The sequence below is a fragment of the Pseudoalteromonas qingdaonensis genome (genome assembly GCF_038739665.1).
GTDB classification, from domain to species: domain Bacteria; phylum Pseudomonadota; class Gammaproteobacteria; order Enterobacterales; family Alteromonadaceae; genus Pseudoalteromonas; species Pseudoalteromonas qingdaonensis.
Genome location: NZ_JBCGCU010000008.1, coordinates 1 through 16,847 on the forward strand (window position 1 = coordinate 1; position 16,847 = coordinate 16,847).

15 protein-coding genes and 1 pseudogene are annotated in these 16,847 nt (G+C 44.8%); 3 read left to right on the plus strand and 13 right to left on the minus strand.

The window, feature by feature from the left end:
• Nucleotides 1–611 precede the first annotated feature (611 nt).
• From WCN91_RS08615 to rph, 3 genes are read right to left on the minus strand one after another with little or no spacing between them, the layout of a single operon-like run.
• Nucleotides 612–1,004, minus strand: coding sequence for a diacylglycerol kinase (locus tag WCN91_RS08615; protein ID WP_342678138.1), 393 nt, complete (start codon nt 1,002–1,004; stop codon nt 612–614).
• A 58-nt stretch (nt 1,005–1,062) separates the two neighbouring features.
• Nucleotides 1,063–1,707, minus strand: a complete 645-nt coding sequence (gene pyrE / locus WCN91_RS08620) for an orotate phosphoribosyltransferase (RefSeq protein WP_105187767.1) — start codon at nt 1,705–1,707, stop codon at nt 1,063–1,065.
• A 26-nt stretch (nt 1,708–1,733) separates the two neighbouring features.
• Nucleotides 1,734–2,447 carry a ribonuclease PH gene (gene rph, locus WCN91_RS08625; protein WP_105187768.1) on the minus strand — a complete coding sequence of 238 codons (714 nt, stop codon included), beginning with the start codon at nt 2,445–2,447 and terminating at the stop codon, nt 1,734–1,736.
• 168 nt (nt 2,448–2,615) lie between these two features.
• Between rph and WCN91_RS08630 the strand changes: the two genes are divergently transcribed.
• Nucleotides 2,616–3,476, plus strand: a complete 861-nt coding sequence (locus WCN91_RS08630; protein ID WP_342678142.1) for a YicC/YloC family endoribonuclease — start codon at nt 2,616–2,618, stop codon at nt 3,474–3,476.
• An 87-nt stretch (nt 3,477–3,563) separates the two neighbouring features.
• Here the strand turns inward: WCN91_RS08630 and WCN91_RS08635 are convergent, their stop codons facing one another.
• The 9 genes and pseudogenes from WCN91_RS08635 to WCN91_RS08675 form a co-directional block, all read right to left on the minus strand.
• Nucleotides 3,564–4,589: a virulence RhuM family protein gene (locus WCN91_RS08635; RefSeq protein ID WP_342678144.1), complete on the minus strand. Its 1,026-nt coding sequence runs from the start codon at nt 4,587–4,589 to the stop codon at nt 3,564–3,566.
• Nucleotides 4,590–4,652: 63 nt separating this feature from the next.
• Nucleotides 4,653–7,793 (minus strand): DEAD/DEAH box helicase, encoded by a 3,141-nt coding sequence (locus tag WCN91_RS08640; protein ID WP_342678146.1) that lies wholly within the window; start codon nt 7,791–7,793, stop codon nt 4,653–4,655.
• Nucleotides 7,794–7,803: 10 nt separating this feature from the next.
• On the minus strand, nt 7,804–7,995 hold the full coding sequence (locus WCN91_RS08645) for an HVO_A0114 family putative DNA-binding protein (RefSeq protein WP_342678147.1): 192 nt from the start codon (nt 7,993–7,995) through the stop codon (nt 7,804–7,806).
• A 2-nt stretch (nt 7,996–7,997) separates the two neighbouring features.
• Nucleotides 7,998–8,135, minus strand: coding sequence for a hypothetical protein (locus WCN91_RS08650; RefSeq protein WP_342678149.1), 138 nt, complete (start codon nt 8,133–8,135; stop codon nt 7,998–8,000).
• 314 nt (nt 8,136–8,449) lie between these two features.
• Nucleotides 8,450–9,715, minus strand: coding sequence for a type II toxin-antitoxin system HipA family toxin (locus tag WCN91_RS08655; protein WP_342678150.1), 1,266 nt, complete (start codon nt 9,713–9,715; stop codon nt 8,450–8,452).
• Nucleotides 9,712–10,017: a helix-turn-helix domain-containing protein gene (locus tag WCN91_RS08660; RefSeq protein ID WP_342678153.1), complete on the minus strand. Its 306-nt coding sequence runs from the start codon at nt 10,015–10,017 to the stop codon at nt 9,712–9,714. The genes WCN91_RS08655 and WCN91_RS08660 overlap by 4 nt, the downstream gene beginning before the upstream one ends.
• Nucleotides 10,018–10,169: 152 nt before the next feature.
• Nucleotides 10,170–10,307 (minus strand): annotated as a pseudogene (locus WCN91_RS08665) (IS3 family transposase); the annotation flags it as partial.
• A 25-nt stretch (nt 10,308–10,332) separates the two neighbouring features.
• Nucleotides 10,333–11,463: a hypothetical protein gene (locus tag WCN91_RS08670; RefSeq protein WP_342678155.1), complete on the minus strand. Its 1,131-nt coding sequence runs from the start codon at nt 11,461–11,463 to the stop codon at nt 10,333–10,335.
• 13 nt (nt 11,464–11,476) lie between these two features.
• Nucleotides 11,477–12,478 (minus strand): YecA family protein, encoded by a 1,002-nt coding sequence (locus tag WCN91_RS08675; protein ID WP_342678157.1) that lies wholly within the window; start codon nt 12,476–12,478, stop codon nt 11,477–11,479.
• Nucleotides 12,479–12,957: 479 nt separating this feature from the next.
• On the opposite strand from WCN91_RS08675, the gene WCN91_RS08680 reads away from it, so the two are divergent.
• Nucleotides 12,958–14,112: an MFS transporter gene (locus tag WCN91_RS08680; protein ID WP_342678159.1), complete on the plus strand. Its 1,155-nt coding sequence runs from the start codon at nt 12,958–12,960 to the stop codon at nt 14,110–14,112.
• A gap of 22 nt (nt 14,113–14,134) precedes the next feature.
• Here the strand turns inward: WCN91_RS08680 and WCN91_RS08685 are convergent, their stop codons facing one another.
• Entirely contained in the window at nt 14,135–15,016 is an 882-nt protein-coding gene (locus WCN91_RS08685) for a cation diffusion facilitator family transporter (RefSeq protein ID WP_342678161.1), read from the minus strand.
• Between the two features lie 572 nt (nt 15,017–15,588).
• Here WCN91_RS08685 and WCN91_RS08690 point away from each other — a divergent pair.
• Nucleotides 15,589–16,842 carry an efflux RND transporter periplasmic adaptor subunit gene (locus tag WCN91_RS08690; protein ID WP_233999536.1) on the plus strand — a complete coding sequence of 418 codons (1,254 nt, stop codon included), beginning with the start codon at nt 15,589–15,591 and terminating at the stop codon, nt 16,840–16,842.
• Nucleotides 16,843–16,847: the final 5 nt, after the last annotated feature.

A 16,847-nucleotide genomic window follows, 5' to 3' on the forward strand; every position in this document is an offset into this window, starting at 1 on the left:
GCCTGCCGCCAGCGTTCAATCTGAGCCATGATCAAACTCTTCAATTAAAAGTTTTTTGAAACCGAAGTTTCGTGCTCAATGAATACTGTGATGATATCTTTCGATATCGAATTGACTGTGCTGCAACAAGTAAACTTGTTGCTGTTGGTCACTCACTTCATTTGAGACTCTAAATTTGTTTGCGTCATCTAGCGAACTAGAATCAGCTGTTAGAACTCAATCTGTACGAGTGCCCACACAGATGATTGCTTCATATTTTTAAAGAACGTTGCGACTTGTTGTCGCTGCGGCTTTCACCGCGTTAGGGCTGCGCATTCTACGCTTTCCTAATTTGTTGTCAACACTTAATTTTGAGAAAGTTGCTTTTTTCAAGGAACGTTTTCAAAACCAGTTTTACTTGACTCCCTGAGTTGCTAGCGCCTCGCTATGCGTTGCTGCCTGCCGTCTCAGTGGGGTCGCATTATAGGGAGATTCGATTTCGACGCAAGCCCTTTTTTAAAGAAAATTGCGAAAAACAGATCGTTTGCGCAAATTACACACAAAAGGCATTAAAAAAGGCCATTAAATATCCTTTCAATGGCCTTTTTCGCTGTTTTTAATTGTATCGGGGCTTATAAAACACCCGTTATATATTGATAAAGACTAACGCCCCACACCAAGGCGGCTATTAATAGAGATAAGGTCACGGCGGCAGAACCCATATCCTTGGCACGCCCGGATAGCACATGCATATCGGTAGAAACTCTATCGGTCAGCGCTTCAATCGCCGAATTGATCAACTCGACAATAAGAACCAGTAACAGCACAACCACTAAAGCCAGCCAATGCATAATGTCGGTTGCAATAATAAAAGACAGGGGCAATAAGAGTAGCGCCAGGGCCAGCTCTTGACGAAAAGCAGCTTCTTCTTTTATTGCCGCGCTTAAACCAAGATAAGTACAACGTAAGGCTTTAAATAATCGCCCTATGCCTTGGCCATTGGGTTTATTGGAATTTACTTGCATCGACTACTCATTCCTTTAACCATAAAAAAGCCCCTATGAAGGGGCTCTTTACTCTATATTAGGCAACACCGTACTGATCGCGGTACGCTTTGACCGCTTGCAGGTGCTCATCCATATCACCTTGCTGTTCCAGATAGGTAATAAGGTCGGCCAACTTCACAATAGAAACAACCTGCGTATTAAAGTCGCGCTCTACTTCTTGAATCGCCGATAACTCAGCCTTGCCTTTTTCCTGACGGTCTAGTGCGATAAGTACGCCTGACAGATCCGCGCCGTTGGCAGCAATGATTTCCATTGACTCACGAATCGCCGTGCCTGCAGTGATCACATCGTCCACCAGCATGACCTTGCCTTTAAGCTCTGAGCCTACCAAACTGCCGCCTTCACCGTGATCTTTCTTTTCTTTACGATTAAAGCAATAAGGTACGTCTTTATCGTAGTGATCCGCTAAAGCAACCGCCGTGGTAGTAGCAATTGGAATACCTTTATAGGCCGGGCCGAATAATAAGTCGTACTCTATGCCTGCATCTTCCAAAGCGGCGGCGTAAAAACGGCCTAGTTTGGCCAGGTCTTTACCCGTGTTAAATAAGCCGGCGTTGAAAAAGTAAGGACTCGTGCGCCCAGACTTCAAGGTGAACTCACCAAACTTAAGTACCTGTTTGGCTAATGCGAATTCAATAAACTGCTTTTGATATTCTTTCATTACTCTACTCGTCAAGCTGTTAAGGGTTAGGCCAAGGTTTGCTTTTGGATATCGATGATTTCACGAATCGAGTGCTTCGCCAGGCTTAGCATTTGCTCAAGCTCATCGAATGAGAAAGGTTCACCCTCGGCAGTGCCCTGAACTTCAATGATTTTACCGGTTTCGGTCAAAATCACGTTCATATCGGTTTCAGCCGCAGAATCTTCTAAATATTCCAAGTCACTGATCGGCTCACCATTGTAGATACCCACTGAAATAGCAGCGATCATGTGTTTAAGGGGATTGGTATTGATCATGCCCTTGCTGCGCATATAGGTAAGCGCATCGACAAGTGCAACACATGCACCGCTGATTGACGCTGTACGGGTGCCGCCATCGGCTTGAATAACATCGCAATCTATGGTGATAGTGTTTTCACCCAGGGCTTTTAAATCAACCGCCGCACGTAAGGCACGCGCGATCAGGCGTTGAATTTCCATGGTACGTCCACCTTGTTTACCACGCGCCGCTTCACGGTTATTACGAGTATGGGTAGAACGCGGCAACATACCGTATTCTGCGGTTACCCAACCTTTACCCTGACCCTTCATAAAGCGCGGTACACCCGCTTCAACACTCGCCGTACATAAAACCTTGGTATTGCCAAACTCAACTAACACCGAGCCTTCGGCATGCATGGTGTATTGGCGAGTAAAGGTCACTGGGCGAATTTGATTAGGTGTTCTTTCACTAGGACGCATTCACTATCCCCTTCAATAAAAAATTTCGTTCATTATATGTGTTCACCCGCGGCTATGCCACGGCACTTTTATGAAAATGGCCATTTTTGCCGGAAAATTCTGCTAGAGCTCACATTTTGTTAAGGTATAATCATAGCGATACTGCTATTCAAAATTAGGAAATCATTCATGATCCACAGCATGACTGCGTATGCTCGCCAAGAAGTGAAAGGCGACTGGGGTACCGGAACTTGGGAAATACGCTCCGTAAACCAACGTTACTTGGAAACTTTTATTCGCGCCCCTGAGCAATTTCGTGGTTTAGAGCCTGTGATCCGTGAACGCCTGCGAAAGAACTTACAAAGGGGTAAGGTTGAAGTTTTCCTAAAATTTGCCGCTAACCCAGCTCATGTAGGTGAGTTAAACATCAACGAACCCCTGGCCTCACAGCTGGTAAAGAGTGCTCAATGGGTACAAGCACAAAGTAAAGGCGACATTAACCCGGTTGATATTCTACGCTGGCCTGGCGTGATGGAAGCCGAAGAAATGGATATGGACACTGTGCAAAGCGAATTGCTTGCCGGTTTAGACGGTGCCATTGAAGACTTTAAAGCCGCCCGAGGCAGCGAAGGCGAAAACCTTGAGCAAATGATCAGCACTCGCCTTGACGCCATTCTTGAGCAAGTGGCCATAGTTGAAGCGCATATGCCGGAAGTGATCAAATGGCAGCGTGAAAAGCTATCGCAAAAGCTTGAAGAGCTGCAAGCCGAGATCGATGAAACACGTCTTGAGCAAGAACTTATCTATCTGGCGCAAAAACAAGATGTCGCCGAAGAGCTCGACCGCCTTAAATCGCATGTAAAGGAAACCCATAAAATCCTGAAAAAAGGCGGCGCCTGTGGCCGACGCCTGGATTTTATGATGCAAGAGTTTAACCGCGAGGCCAATACCCTGGCTTCAAAGTCGATTAATACCGAAGTCACCAACGCCGCCGTAGAGCTTAAGGTGTTAATTGAGCAAATGCGTGAGCAGATCCAGAATATCGAGTAAAACTCACTAGCGTTGATGAAGAACTCATAACCAGATGAAAAACCTCGCTTTATAGCGGGGTTTTGTTTTTTATAGTTCCTAAGGTGTCTATTTATCTTTTTTAAGTATTGCTTTGAGAGCTGCAATATTAGCTTGTTCACCTTCAGCTTCTTTCAAACGGCGGCGTTTCTCAGCGAAGTTGTCAAATTCCAATTTGGCTTTATCATCAGCCGCCTTTTTGGAAATTTTCCCAGCCCCGTTTAACACATTTCGATCATTAAAACTCAAGAACTGATCCAGCTTCTCAGCCCAGTCTTGCAAAAATACTTGCTTACGACGCAGGGCTTGATCTTCGGCAAAGTCGAGCCACATATTAACTATGCGATTAAGCTCTTTGATTTCATCTTCATGTAAGTAATTTTTAGCTGTGGTGACGTCGGTTTTGCGGATCTCATCGCCTTTGTAACTGGTGAGACCCATATCCGGTTTACTCGCATCCACTCGACTGGCAATCAGCTCAGCAGCTGTCATCTGCGTACAAGCGTAATGCAACTTGTTTTGGATGGTTTGAAAGAAACGGTTTGTATCTTGATTCGACGGTTCATAGTCGGCTGCCATGGTAAAAATTTCTTTCACCCGCAGATAAACTCGTCGTTCACTAGCTCGAATATCACGGATGCGTTCAAGCATTTCATCAAAGTAGTCAGGAACACTAGAGCGACCAACTGGCGGATTTTTCAAGCGCTCGTCATCCATAACAAAGCCTTTGATCAGGTATTCTTTCAGGGTTTGTGTTGCCCATTGGCGGAACTGTGTTCCACGTTGCGAACGAACGCGATAACCAACAGCTAAAACTAATGGCAGGCTAAAGTATTGAACATTATATGATTTGCCATCCGCCGCAGTTGTTCGGTATAACCGAACAACTGAATTTTCATCCAACTCACCTTCTGTAAATATATTTTTTATATGCTCACTAATGGTTGCTTTCGCTTTCCCGTACAACTCTCCAATCATGGCCTGAGAAAGCCATAGTGTATCTGACTCAAAACGGCATTCTACGCGGGTTTGACCATCAGTACTGGTAAAAAGAACAAACTCTCCCTGAGGGGCTTGAGGAATATTATCCGTCATTTAACTAACCTTCTTCATAATCGAGGGAGTAAACTTACTCATAGAATGCAGTGGTCATTGAGCTTACCCTACCGCCAACTTAGCAGCTTGCTGCCACATAAAATGCGGCATTGCTGTTTTAAGCCGCCAATTAATACTCATAGGCTGTGAACCTGTGTGCGATACATATTCCACCTCACCATAATTGACAAAACCCATAGTGCGTCCGTATTCATCTTTGTTTTGCTCACGCACAAACAAGAATAAACGCTTGCCTATTTTTTGATGCTGGATGTAGTCCTTACCTCGACCACGATCTGGTCTTGCACTATTTTGCGACTGCCAATGAAAGAGATACTCATTGATAGCGTAATCATGGTACATAGTCGTTGGCGAAAACTGCTTTTCGTTTTTATCTAATGTCACAAACATCAATTCTACATTTTGCTCTTGTATAACGAACACACCTTCACGGGCTGGCGCTTGCCGCTCAAAGGTTGTTGCACCAAACGATACCAATATTTGTTCTCGGGCATAACGCGCATGCAATCTTAACGGCACATTAGGTAAGCCTTCCATCGCCGGCTGCTCATGCTTGGTTTGTGCTAGCTGCCAATTGAGTACATCCAACAATTCCGCTTTCAAACCTAGAGAACCCAGTCTAGCTAGACTCTGTGCAATAGAGCCAAATCCGCACTCTAGCCCCGTTTTTTGCCAAAAATCAAAATGACACATCAACGCATAACGATGCGCAATATCAGATATCGCAAAATTGGCGTGGCAAAGTTGTTTTAAGAAACTTAAGTAGGCATGGTCATCACAGGTCAAAATGCGATTATGGATTGCCTTTCTGAGCATCTTTAATGTATTAACATCTAATCTATTCTCACTGACCTGATCTTGCGCTTGCTGGGTGAGCTGCGCCCAACTTCCCCGCTTATAAAGCTCATTCAAATTGATATAAGGATGTTGAATTAAGAAATTAGCCAGCGTTAACGGCAGAGAAGAGTGCTGAGGGTACTGCCTGATCATCGCGACTAAGCGTTTCAACGTCAGCGACGCCTGGCGAATATTGCTTAACACCATTTCTTGAGTGCGCTTGGTCAACTCAATACGACAGCCAAGGGGCGCGTGGGGAAACCCTTGTTTAATTTCATCGCTAATCGCGCGATTGCTCTTGCCAATCAAAGCTCGAAACTTATTGGCAAAATCATACTCTGGACGTGAATTACCGACAAAATCCAATACAGTGCAACACTCTTTCCCCTCAGCTAAACGCAAACCACGACCAAGTTGCTGTAAGAAAATAGTCAAACTTTCAGTAGGCCGCAAAAATAAAACAGTATCGACTTCGGGAATATCGACACCTTCGTTGAAAATATCTACGACACAAAGCACATTTATGCTTCCAGAGCGAATGGCTTGCTGTTTTTGCTGTCGCTCACGACTATTATCACTGGTTAGCACATCAGCTTTGATACCTTTTAGCAAAAGTTGCTGCGCCATATACTGTGCATGCTCTTTGCTCACGCAAAAGGCTAAGGCTTTCATTTTATCTAGGTCAGTGATGATTTCACCCATGCTCAGCAAGATCTTATCAAAACGCGCTTGGTTGTAGGTGTACAGGTTGGTTAATTGAGTAATATCGTAGCGTCCCCGACTCCAAGGAATCGTTCGCAGATCCGTATCATCATCAATGGCAAAATACTGGAACGGACAAAGATGACGGCGATTAATCGCTTCGGGTAAACGGATCTCGGCAGCAATCACACCACCAAAATCAGCTAAAATATCGCTACCGTCATGGCGCTCCGGTGTTGCTGTCAGGCCTAACAATATTGAAGGTAAAAAATACTCCAGCACTGCGCGATAGCTAGTTGCAGCGATATGATGAACCTCATCAATGACAATATAGTCATAGTAGTCGGGCGTCAGGTTTATTTGGCTAAGTTGATTATTTAAGGTTTGAATGGATACAAACAACTGACGATAATTTTCTGGTGTATACCCACCTACCCACAGCTCACCAAAAGTGCCGTTACGTAATACACCACGATAAGCCGATCTCGCTTGTTTTAATATTTCTTCGCGGTGCGCCACAAATAAGAAGGTTGCGTTTGGTTTAGTTTTAACAAAGCGAGCAAAATCAAAAGCTGAAATTAAGGTTTTTCCAGTGCCGGTTGCCGCAACAACTAAATTACAAAAACGCTGGTGAACACTGCGCTCTACGGCAAGTTGTTCCAGTATTTCACTTTGATGGGGAAAAGGTGATATATCAAAAAAATGCGCTGGGCTAACCTCATAATCACCGCGCTGCTGACTCAAGGCTTTTTTAAGCTTTTCGCTACTATCTAGATCCCCACTAAAGTGCTCAAAATCATTAGATGCCCAGTAAGTTTCAAAGGTGCTGAGCGACTTATTGATAATATGTGGAATTTCTTGTGAAGTGATCTTCAAATTCCACTCTAAACCATTGGTTAGAGCCGAATAAGAAAGATTAGAAGAGCCTATATAACCAGTGTGATAACCTGTATTGCGCAAAAACAAATAACTCTTGGCATGTAAACGCTCGCGATCGGTGTTGTAACTCAGCTTGATTTGGGTATTAGGCAAACTCGCCAAATACTCCACCGCTTTCGCGTCCGTCGCCCCCATATATGACGTGGTGATAATTTTTAACTCACGACCGCTCGCAGTAAACTCCTCTAGCTCTTTGCGAAAAATGCGGATCCCAGCCCATTTAATAAAGGACACAAGCCAGTAAATTTTATCTGCTGATAAGATCTCTCGCTTCAATTCAGATTCAAGTGAAAGCCCAGCATTACTACCACAAAACAGCTCACTTTGGCTCAAGCCCGTTAAAGGGTAAATTTCGTGAATGTAGTTTTTTAAATCAGCTGAAACAGGGTTTTCTAATTCATATAGCGCGGTCAGAATTTTACCTTGGCTACTTAGCAGGTTATCTTCGATAAAATCCTGGTCTTGGATCTGCGCTTTTAGCCAAAGTAACAATTGGTTAGATAGGGCAATCTGCTGTTGTAGACGATCATCACTGGCGGGGACTGATTCAATGGCATACTCCAAAATATGCGATAAAAAACGCGATAACCAAATAGCAGCTTCTCTACTATCAAGTTCTTTTTCACCAACATAGAATCGCTCTCGATCAATACGGCTGGCGATAAGCTGCGTGATTAACTGCTCATAAATTCCGACTTGTTGCATGCTATCCCTTTTATTCTAATAGCTTAATTAGCAGCAACATCGATTGAAATTGTTGCTTTACCGCGACTCCATTTTGTGATTTTTGCATTTCAACCAAGTTGTGCTTGCCCAATGTTTTCAATGTTCGCGACACATTACTGACCGCTCGGCCTGTAAGGGCGGCTAGCTCATTCAGCGACTTCGGCTCTTGCTCGGCGATCACTTTTAACAATTGCTGGTTTTTTTCGATAGCACATTGGCCACCGATTTAAGCGAGTCGAACCAAGTATCAACGGGGAAATCGGGGTCGGGCATTTGCCCTTTAATGCCAATCACGCAGCGCGATTGTTTGAGGTTTTTCATGTTTTTACTCGCATAGCATGCTCGAATCGTTTACTTGCACTCTCTACTTTCAAAAAACCAGCGAGTAAGCAAACAGCGATTAACCAATCAAAAGACTGTACGCTTATACATAGGCTGGATATCTTATCAACTGCTGATCATCAAGCAAGGTTATTTTCTCGATTGAATACAGTAGACAAATAAATGTCAAAATCTGGCAGCTTTCTGAGGGTATCGGTAACAACAAATGAAGCGTGAGGCAAAGAATGAAAGGGAAACTATAACTTCTTTATTCTTAGAAAAATGAAAATATAGTTTCACTTACTCATCAACCATTAAACGTTAAACGCAGGTTCTTTCATTGCTTGCTCGGCTCGGCTGATCCCTAGCCGCTTAGCAACGACTTGCCACTGCTTAACCGCATTTAATACTTCATCGTAAATTTGCGTGGCTTGAGTTTGAGAAAGCCGGAAGAAGTCTTTTGTGTCAAAGGCTAGCTGGTCGTCTAAAGCGTTATCCACATCTGTAATGTTCAGATGCAAGCCATGCTTACCTACTATCGGGTTTAAGTCATAAGCTGGTGATAACTTCCAACCATTCTTTGTTAATAAAAACCCGTGGTTACGCAGGTGATCATCCGTGTTGGACACGGCAATATTAAACACGATACGACGCCATAACTGGGCTAAATCTGCCTCTGTTTGTGCGCCCTGAGTGGAAAGAAACTCAGCAATATCTAAGTAGCTAGCACCTTGAGATTGTTCACCATCATAATATTGGAGCTGTGTCATGGCCGATGAAAAATGCAACCGCTGCTCACCGCGGCGATCAAAGCGCTTTGTTAAAAAGGTATGGTGCTGTGACGAAAACCGCCTAATTTCACTTGGAAACATGTTAACACCTGCCGCCAAAGCCAATTCATAACAGAGCATCTCCCACGCCCCCACATCGTGGGTATCATTTAAATTGGGAAACTTGGCAATCCACAAGTGGCCTTGCTCATCTGTCACACAAGCCTTGGGCCTCGCACCACCTAGTGATGAGCCTGGAGCAATAAGCATTTTCAACCAACGGTAATATTCGTCACTGTCAATGTTATCGTCTTTTTCAATCTGCATGGCGGCGTACTCTAATTCACGTAGTGACGCCATGGGTGGTGCAGCAAATTCAGCATTGTTATCCAAAAAAGGGGGATCCAAGAGAGTATTTGAGCCTGCTCGCTTAAATCGAATACCTCCCATTCGGTAAGAGTCGTGTACGCCCAGCAGGTAATCCAACTCGTTTAATCGACTTGTTGCCCGAATGCCCTTACGCGCTTCAATGGCCGCACGCCGCTGCATCAAAATACGCCCCCATCGATCTGGGGATGAATCGAGAAAGGCACGAAAGTTCTTATCGGCTTCACCGTTGTAAAGCTCACCGGAGTGGAGCGTCAACATAGGATCGATTTGCAAACGATACGCAGAGGTTAAAAACGCTTTATCATAAGCAAAACTAAACACGCCCCCCCTGCTTGAGTCACTGTAAGCAAGCCGCCCTATTAGCAGTGGCGCTTCAATTGGCTGCCAGTCGCCATAGACTTCAACGATTTCACGGCTCATCTTGAACCTTCCAGCAATTTTATATTTTGCAGTTTGATACCAACTTCATCATGGGCGGCCATTTCTGCAAAGTTGTTCTCCATGCCAAGTACCGCCATGATTTTTAAGTAAGTGCCTATGGCAACGCCCGGATCACCTGCAAACACTTTGTTCACGGTTTTATGATCAAAACCAGTGCGCTCACACAGCAGTTTTTTTGTAAAACCACGTCGTTTCATCGCCAGCAGCAAGTCCTCACCAAAATGAGTCAGGATTTTACGCTGCTTTGGAAACAATACATTGTGTAAATCACGCTTAGCCACACCACCAGCCAAAGGGACTATATTCCCATTATTTGAACATTAATGGGAATATAGTCTACCCCTGAAATTCAAGCAACTCTAACAAGAAAAATACGGGACTATGTTCCCGCTTTTCTAGCTACAATTGGATTAATATCCTACTTTTACTTTTTCTACTCCAGAAAAACTGGACACTCCATTAAGCTGCATTCAGTTTTTCTGGGGCTTAGATAGCCAAAGGCGCTATGCCTTCTCTTCATGTTGTAATCAATTTCAATGTATTCGAATATGTACTGACGCATGGCTTCTCGGTTGATAATTGGGTCGTTCAGCTCATCACTTCATAAGTGATAGCAGATCACTCAGCCGATTTAACAGCGCCTTTCGGCCGTTATTTACAGAAACAAATCGCTTAAAACGCTGCTCAAACGCCGATATATCACCTTTAAATTGATAAGCTTCAAACAGCTGATGCAGATAATCTGAAGCTTGATTGTAACCACTGGCGCAAGCTCGATTCGCTTGCTCCTGAGCTTGCTGGAAGTAGTGCGCACGCTGGTTGTAAATATCCGTCAATGCTTTTTCTTTTTCTGCTTTTTCGATGGCTAATTTTTTTGCGAGTGCTGCCGCGTGCTCTTGCTGTAATTGGCTTTGCGCTTGCTCAATGAAAGGAGTAACTACGTCAGGGGTTAACCAATACTGATAGGTTTCGTCTGTGTTGGCAGATTCTTTTCGCGTCAGCGCTAAGGCTTGGTGACTGGTAAGCTGGCCATGCTCAAACAACGTGCGTAATAACGTGTCTTTCTCTGCTTCTGAGAGATTATGGAGCCACGCATCAAACTGAAACTGGGTTTGTTTGGCTTGATGACTTGGTTTAGCACTCAGCACCATGGCGAGTGCCTTAACCTGTGCTAAAGGAATATCATAAAGGCTCGCAAAAGCATGCAATCCTTCACTAAAATGCGCAAAATCGAATTGTATTAAAGGTATAGCGTCAAGCTCATCATTAACATCAAACTCTTTGAGCCACATAAAGTACAAAAGACGCCAATCACCTAGTATTAACTCGGTACGTAAACCCGCTAAATACTGAAAAAAATCTTCCGCCTGCTCATCATCAAAATAATCGTCATACTCATCAATGGAGAAGATGAGCAGTTGCCACTGCTCGGTTTTATGCACATAAAGCCCATCTATTGCAAACCCGAGCATCGCATCGGGTATCGTCCCTGCTGGCAATTTAATGTAAGTATAGATTGAGCCCCAATCGGCATAATAAAAACCTATGTCGAAGTACTTTAGCATCACTTCGCTCGGCTCTGCCTTTAAACCACTGTAGTGGTAATACACTTGAAAAGAGGTGGCTGTGATGTCGGCTCGGCTTGAAATATCTCTAAGTGCCTGGCGCTCTTTGTTGTCTAAATGCCCGTCCAGGCGCTTGAATCGATAGTATTGATATTCGCTCACGGTGACCTTGTTTTTAGTTAATAGTGAATTGAAAAGTGTGCTTTAACAAAGGCTGAACCTGTACTATTCGGGGGATAGGTTCACCGTCTAAATAGCGCCTTGGATCTATAATGATAAAGCCCCAAAACTGTAAAAAACGTTCAATAAATCGTGATTGGATTAACATACTTAAATATCTTTCAGGTGAGAAGTAACCGCCTTTTGGGAATGCCAGTAACACATCGGGGAAAGCCCTTATCACCTCTTCTATCAGCTTATCCACACTCTTATGGCTTTGTATGCGCCATAACATAAACAACCAAAAGGGGCGTAAATCCACATCTTGCTCAAAACCATCGAAGTAGCCCCAGTTATATTGGCTTACAGCTGCCTCTAGCATGGGTTTGAAAAATGCGTGTATTCCTTGGCTCTGATACAGTTTTTGAGCTGACTTTTTAATATGATAATGGCCACTGCGGCGATAAATAATACCGGCAATTTCGCCCAGCACGCGCGTGTAGTGCAAGGCATTGAACCTGTCTTCATTGCTGCCGGCAAACTGACTTATGCTAATATTACTTTCATATTGAGCAATCGCGAATTCCGGCAGTAGCGAGCTGGCCTGCTTCACTAACTTGGCTGGCAAATTGCCTTTGCTAGTTGCTTTAAATGACCCGCCATTCTCCATAACCTCTTCGAGTATCAGGGTTAAATAACGCATCACAGGGCTAGCCAAAAGATCATCTGGCGTGCTCAATGTTACCCATTGTAATTCATCAAAAGGTGCATAAAGCCAGTTGGCCATTTGTGTCGGAGTCACACCACAAAAATCTGGATTCGGTTGATTATTGCGTTCTTGTACTTTGTGTTGCAAAGCCACATTAATCTCATCTAGAGTCAAATGTGGATTCATAGCCAGCATAGCTTCAACATCATCAAATACTTGTGCCTGTTGTTTGGATACTTTATCCATACAACACTGCTTATACTTTTTGCCACTGCCACAGTGGCAAGGATCGTTGCGGCCGAGTTTCATTATTTTCTCCCCTGAATTTTTCGAATTTTCACAAAGTAAAAAGCCTTCCTTGTAGAACAACAAGGCTTTTTTGATTTATTAAGACAATTTTTTCCACATACTGCACAGTCCAAACAACCTCATATGGCCGCAAAAATACGGGTCATACCAATTCTGTTAAGTATGTGAGCAGTTATAGCACCGGATAAATGATGTGATAACAAGGCGGAATTTTTCTTATGTAGTTATTCTCGGCTTTGGCTCCTGCGCCGCTCTACCGCCTACATCCGTGTAGGCGTACATATAAAAATTCCAACGCAGTTAGCATGATATTTAGCCCGCTAGAATGATTAGCTATTTAAGTGAATTGGTATCATAGCTAGCATCAATTTTCATTATCGACACGGACAAAAATGTTTGTTTTACATTTGTGGACAGCTTACGCATAGTCGCCGGTCGCTTAATCGACCACATATCATTACTTTTAGGACTCCCGTACCGTGCATCTCGAATCTCAAGCTGGCACTCCTCGTATCTTTGCGCCGATTTTGGCACTGACTTTATACGCTATCGCAGCCGGTTATTTAATGAGTTTATTGCCACTTTCTTTGGCTCAATTTGCGCTCGACGATGCTCTAGCAAGCTGGCTTGCCAGTAGTTTTTATATTGGTTTGCTGGCGGGCACTTTAGGCATAGAGCCGGTGCTTAAGCGTCTGGGATTTCGCCCTACTTACCTGGTTTGTTTGGCCCTTTTTACCCTGACCGCAATTGCCCTACCCCTTTACCCTCAGGCCTGGTTTTGGCTTGCGCTGCGATTGCTGGCAGGCTTTGCCGTGGCAGGAATTTTTGTGGTCGTGGAATCCTGGTTAATGGCCGGCGAGCCAAGTACCAGGGCTAAACGTCTTAGCCTGTATATGGTGGCCTTGTATGGCGGCACGGCTTTTGGTCAGTTGGGAATAAACCTATTCGGCACCTCGGGATTAGCGCCTTTTATCAGCATTACTCTGGTGATGGTGGCGGCATTTTTGGTAATGGTCTTGTTGCCTAATCACGCACCAAACCATCATCACAGCGCCCGCCTGGAGCTAAAGCAAATATTAAAACTCAATCACAGTGCCTTGTTTGGCTGCCTGATCTCAGGTTTGGCTCTAAGTGCCATCTATGGCCTTATGCCTTTGGCCTTGGCGGCACGTGACATAGCAGAAAAAGATATAGGTACTCTGATGGCGCTGGTGATCTTAGGTGGTATGGCGGTACAGCCGCTGATCACCCAGTTTAATAAGTACATGACTCGAAGCATGTTAATGGTGGCATTTACACTGCTTGGAGTGCTGGCGCTGGCCCTGTCTCTCACCTCAGATAGTTTAAAGGTGCTGGCGCTAGCGGTTTTATTACTGGGTGCGGCCACCTTTGCCCTGTACCCCATAGCTATCGACTTGGGCTGTCAGCAACTGGAAGAACGCTATATGATAAGCGCCGCCCAGGTTATGCTGCTGAGCTACTCTGTCGGCTCTGTGCTTGGGCCCTTATTCGCCGAGCCCTTTATGGCCCACCAACACGGCCTATTTACCTATTTGTTTATCACTTTGGCCTTTAGCGCTATTTATATTCTGCTCGCCAGTTTGCGCAGCGAAAAAGCCATCTCCAGCGAATAAGAGCCCTGAGCTTTTATTCGCCTTAATGATCCCGACATTGCTCCTCGGGATATTCAAATTCCAAGGTGGTATGAGCCAGCTCGAAGTCACCAAGCAGCTGCGCTAAGCGCTGCTTTAAATCCATCACCTCGGCAGCATCAAGGTGCTCACGCAAACATAAATGGGCGGTCAGCACATGGTGCTCACCATCCAAAGACCAATAATGCACATGATGAGCTGTGCTGATCTCTTGCGGCTCCACTAAGAGCGCCGCCAACTGGCGTTGAGTTTGCTGATCCGGCGTTCCCTGCAAAAATAATCGCAGTGTTTGGCGCAAGTTACGCACCACATTCACAAGAATAAAGAGGGTAAAGATGATGGATAAAATGGGGTCGAGTATCGGCCAGTCTACGAACATCAGCACTATGGCCACCAACAACACGGCCACCCAGCCGAGCACATCTTCCAACAGGTGCCAGTTCAGCACTTTCTCATTTAGGGATTTCCCCTTACTCAGTTTGAGCGCTGCGTAACCATTAACAGCTATGCCGAGCACCGCAAGCAATAGCATGCCTTCGGTCATGGGCATAACCGGGTCAAAAAGCCGCGGCACCGACAACACCAAGACCCAGGTCGAGCCAACCACAAGTACCACAGAATTCAATAACGCCCCAAGCAGACTTAAACGACGAAAGCCATAAGTATAATGGGCGTTCGCCTGTTTATTACTGAGCTTATTTAATACCCATGCACTGCCAATTGACAGGCTATCACCTAAGTCGTGCACGGCATCGGCCATAATGGCGGTACTGTTGGTAAGCCAGCCACCTATAAACTCAATAATGGTAAATGTCAGGTTTAAAAAGAAGGCCCAACCAATGCGTTCAGAAGCAATATCGTGCGAATGATTATGGTTATGTGGCATTATAACATTCCAATAAAATCAGGTACTTTATTCACCTAAATTAGGTAATACAGACTTGTAAATCAATAGGGAACGCGTAATAATCTGCCCTGTTAATTAATTTAAGTGAAACACCATAACCAAGCACATGCTTGATTAAGGAGATTCGGTGAGTATTTCTCGGCTACTTTGCATTGCATTAATGTTACTGATTGCTACGCAGTCAGCGTTTGCTAATGCCACCAGCACGCCGCCTCACCAAATTGACAGCACACACTTACAAGCATCGCATTCCCATACCAATGATGCGTTAAACATTAACACCGACACACAAAGCACCCACGACATTTCAGACTGTCATCACTGCGGTCATTGCTCTGGCAGCCATGTAAATTGGTTTATGGCAGCACACTTGTCGGTATTGCCCCCCTACGGAGCACATACGCTTCCTGCGACCCCCAAACTTGCCAAGCGCAGTTTTATTGAGCCAAATTTCCGCCCTCCTATCGTTTAATTATTTACTTTTTTCGTGCCGTTGAATTAAATCGCAACGTGCGCGTTCATTTTTAATTTTTAAACGAATAGAGAATGTTATGAGCGAAATTTTATTATCTCAAAAAGAGATGAGTCGTGAGCGTGCATCACGCAAAGCCCTCGTGCAACCCACTTCTTTTTTTGCACTCACAATAGCCTGTGCAATGGCGTTAAGTAGTGCCTTATTAAGCACAAACGTGTACGCCACCAACACCGAGCATGTGCACACACAAAAGCACGATGAACACGCTCAAGAAGATGAGCACAATGAATCAAATGATGAGCACGGCGATGAAGACGAACACAGCCAAGCAATTCATTTAACCGAGCAAAGCATAGCGTTAGCTAACATCAAAGTAGCTGCCATTACCCCGCAATTTTTAGACAACGCCTACTACGCACCGGGCGAAATTAAAGCCAATGGCTACACTAGCTACATTGTGTCGCCACGCACCGATTCGGTGGTGGTGTCTCGCCATGCCATGCTAGGAGAACACGTAGAAAAAGGGCAAACATTAGTCACCTTATTTAGCGAGTCGATGGCACAAGCACAAAGTGATTACTTAGTGGCCTCTACGCAGTGGCAACGCGTTAAAAAGCTCGACCAACTCAGCTTAAGTGACAGCGAGTTACTCGAAGCCCAGTCTGTGTATAAAGCAGCGTTTGGTAAGCTGATTGCCCTTGGTTTAACTCCAAAAGCCATTGATGCCATTAGCCAAGATAGCATCACGTCATTTGGTGAATACTCTCTCGTTGCTCACATTTCGGGCATGGTTATCAGCGATGAATTTACCCAAGGCCAACGCGTGGCCGCTGGCGAAAAAATAATGACCATTGCAGATGAAAAAGCACTGTGGGTTGAGGCAAAAGTGCCCCCCAATCGCACACACATTACGGTTAATACACCTGCAAGCATTGTGTTTAACGACAGCACCTACCCTGCAAAAGTTATTCAAGAAGCGCACACCATTGACCCACAAACGCGCACGCAAATTATTCGTTTAAGTGTTAATAACAGCAGTGACACTTTGCACGCAGGCATGTTCGTTAATGTGTATTTTCACAGCAAAACAACCGCTCAATTAATGGCGGTGCCACAAAGTGCCCTTATGCGCAGCCCCGATGGCGACTGGCAAGTGTTTGTTGAACAAGACCAAGGCGAGTTTTTAGCGCAAGAAGTGCAACTTGGTCAGCAGCTAGACTCAATGCAAGTCGTGCATGGTTTACAGCCCGGTCAGCGCATTGCCATTGAAGGCGCCTTTTTTATTGCCTCAGAGCAGGCCAAATCTGGCTTTGATCCACACAATCACTAAGGGGC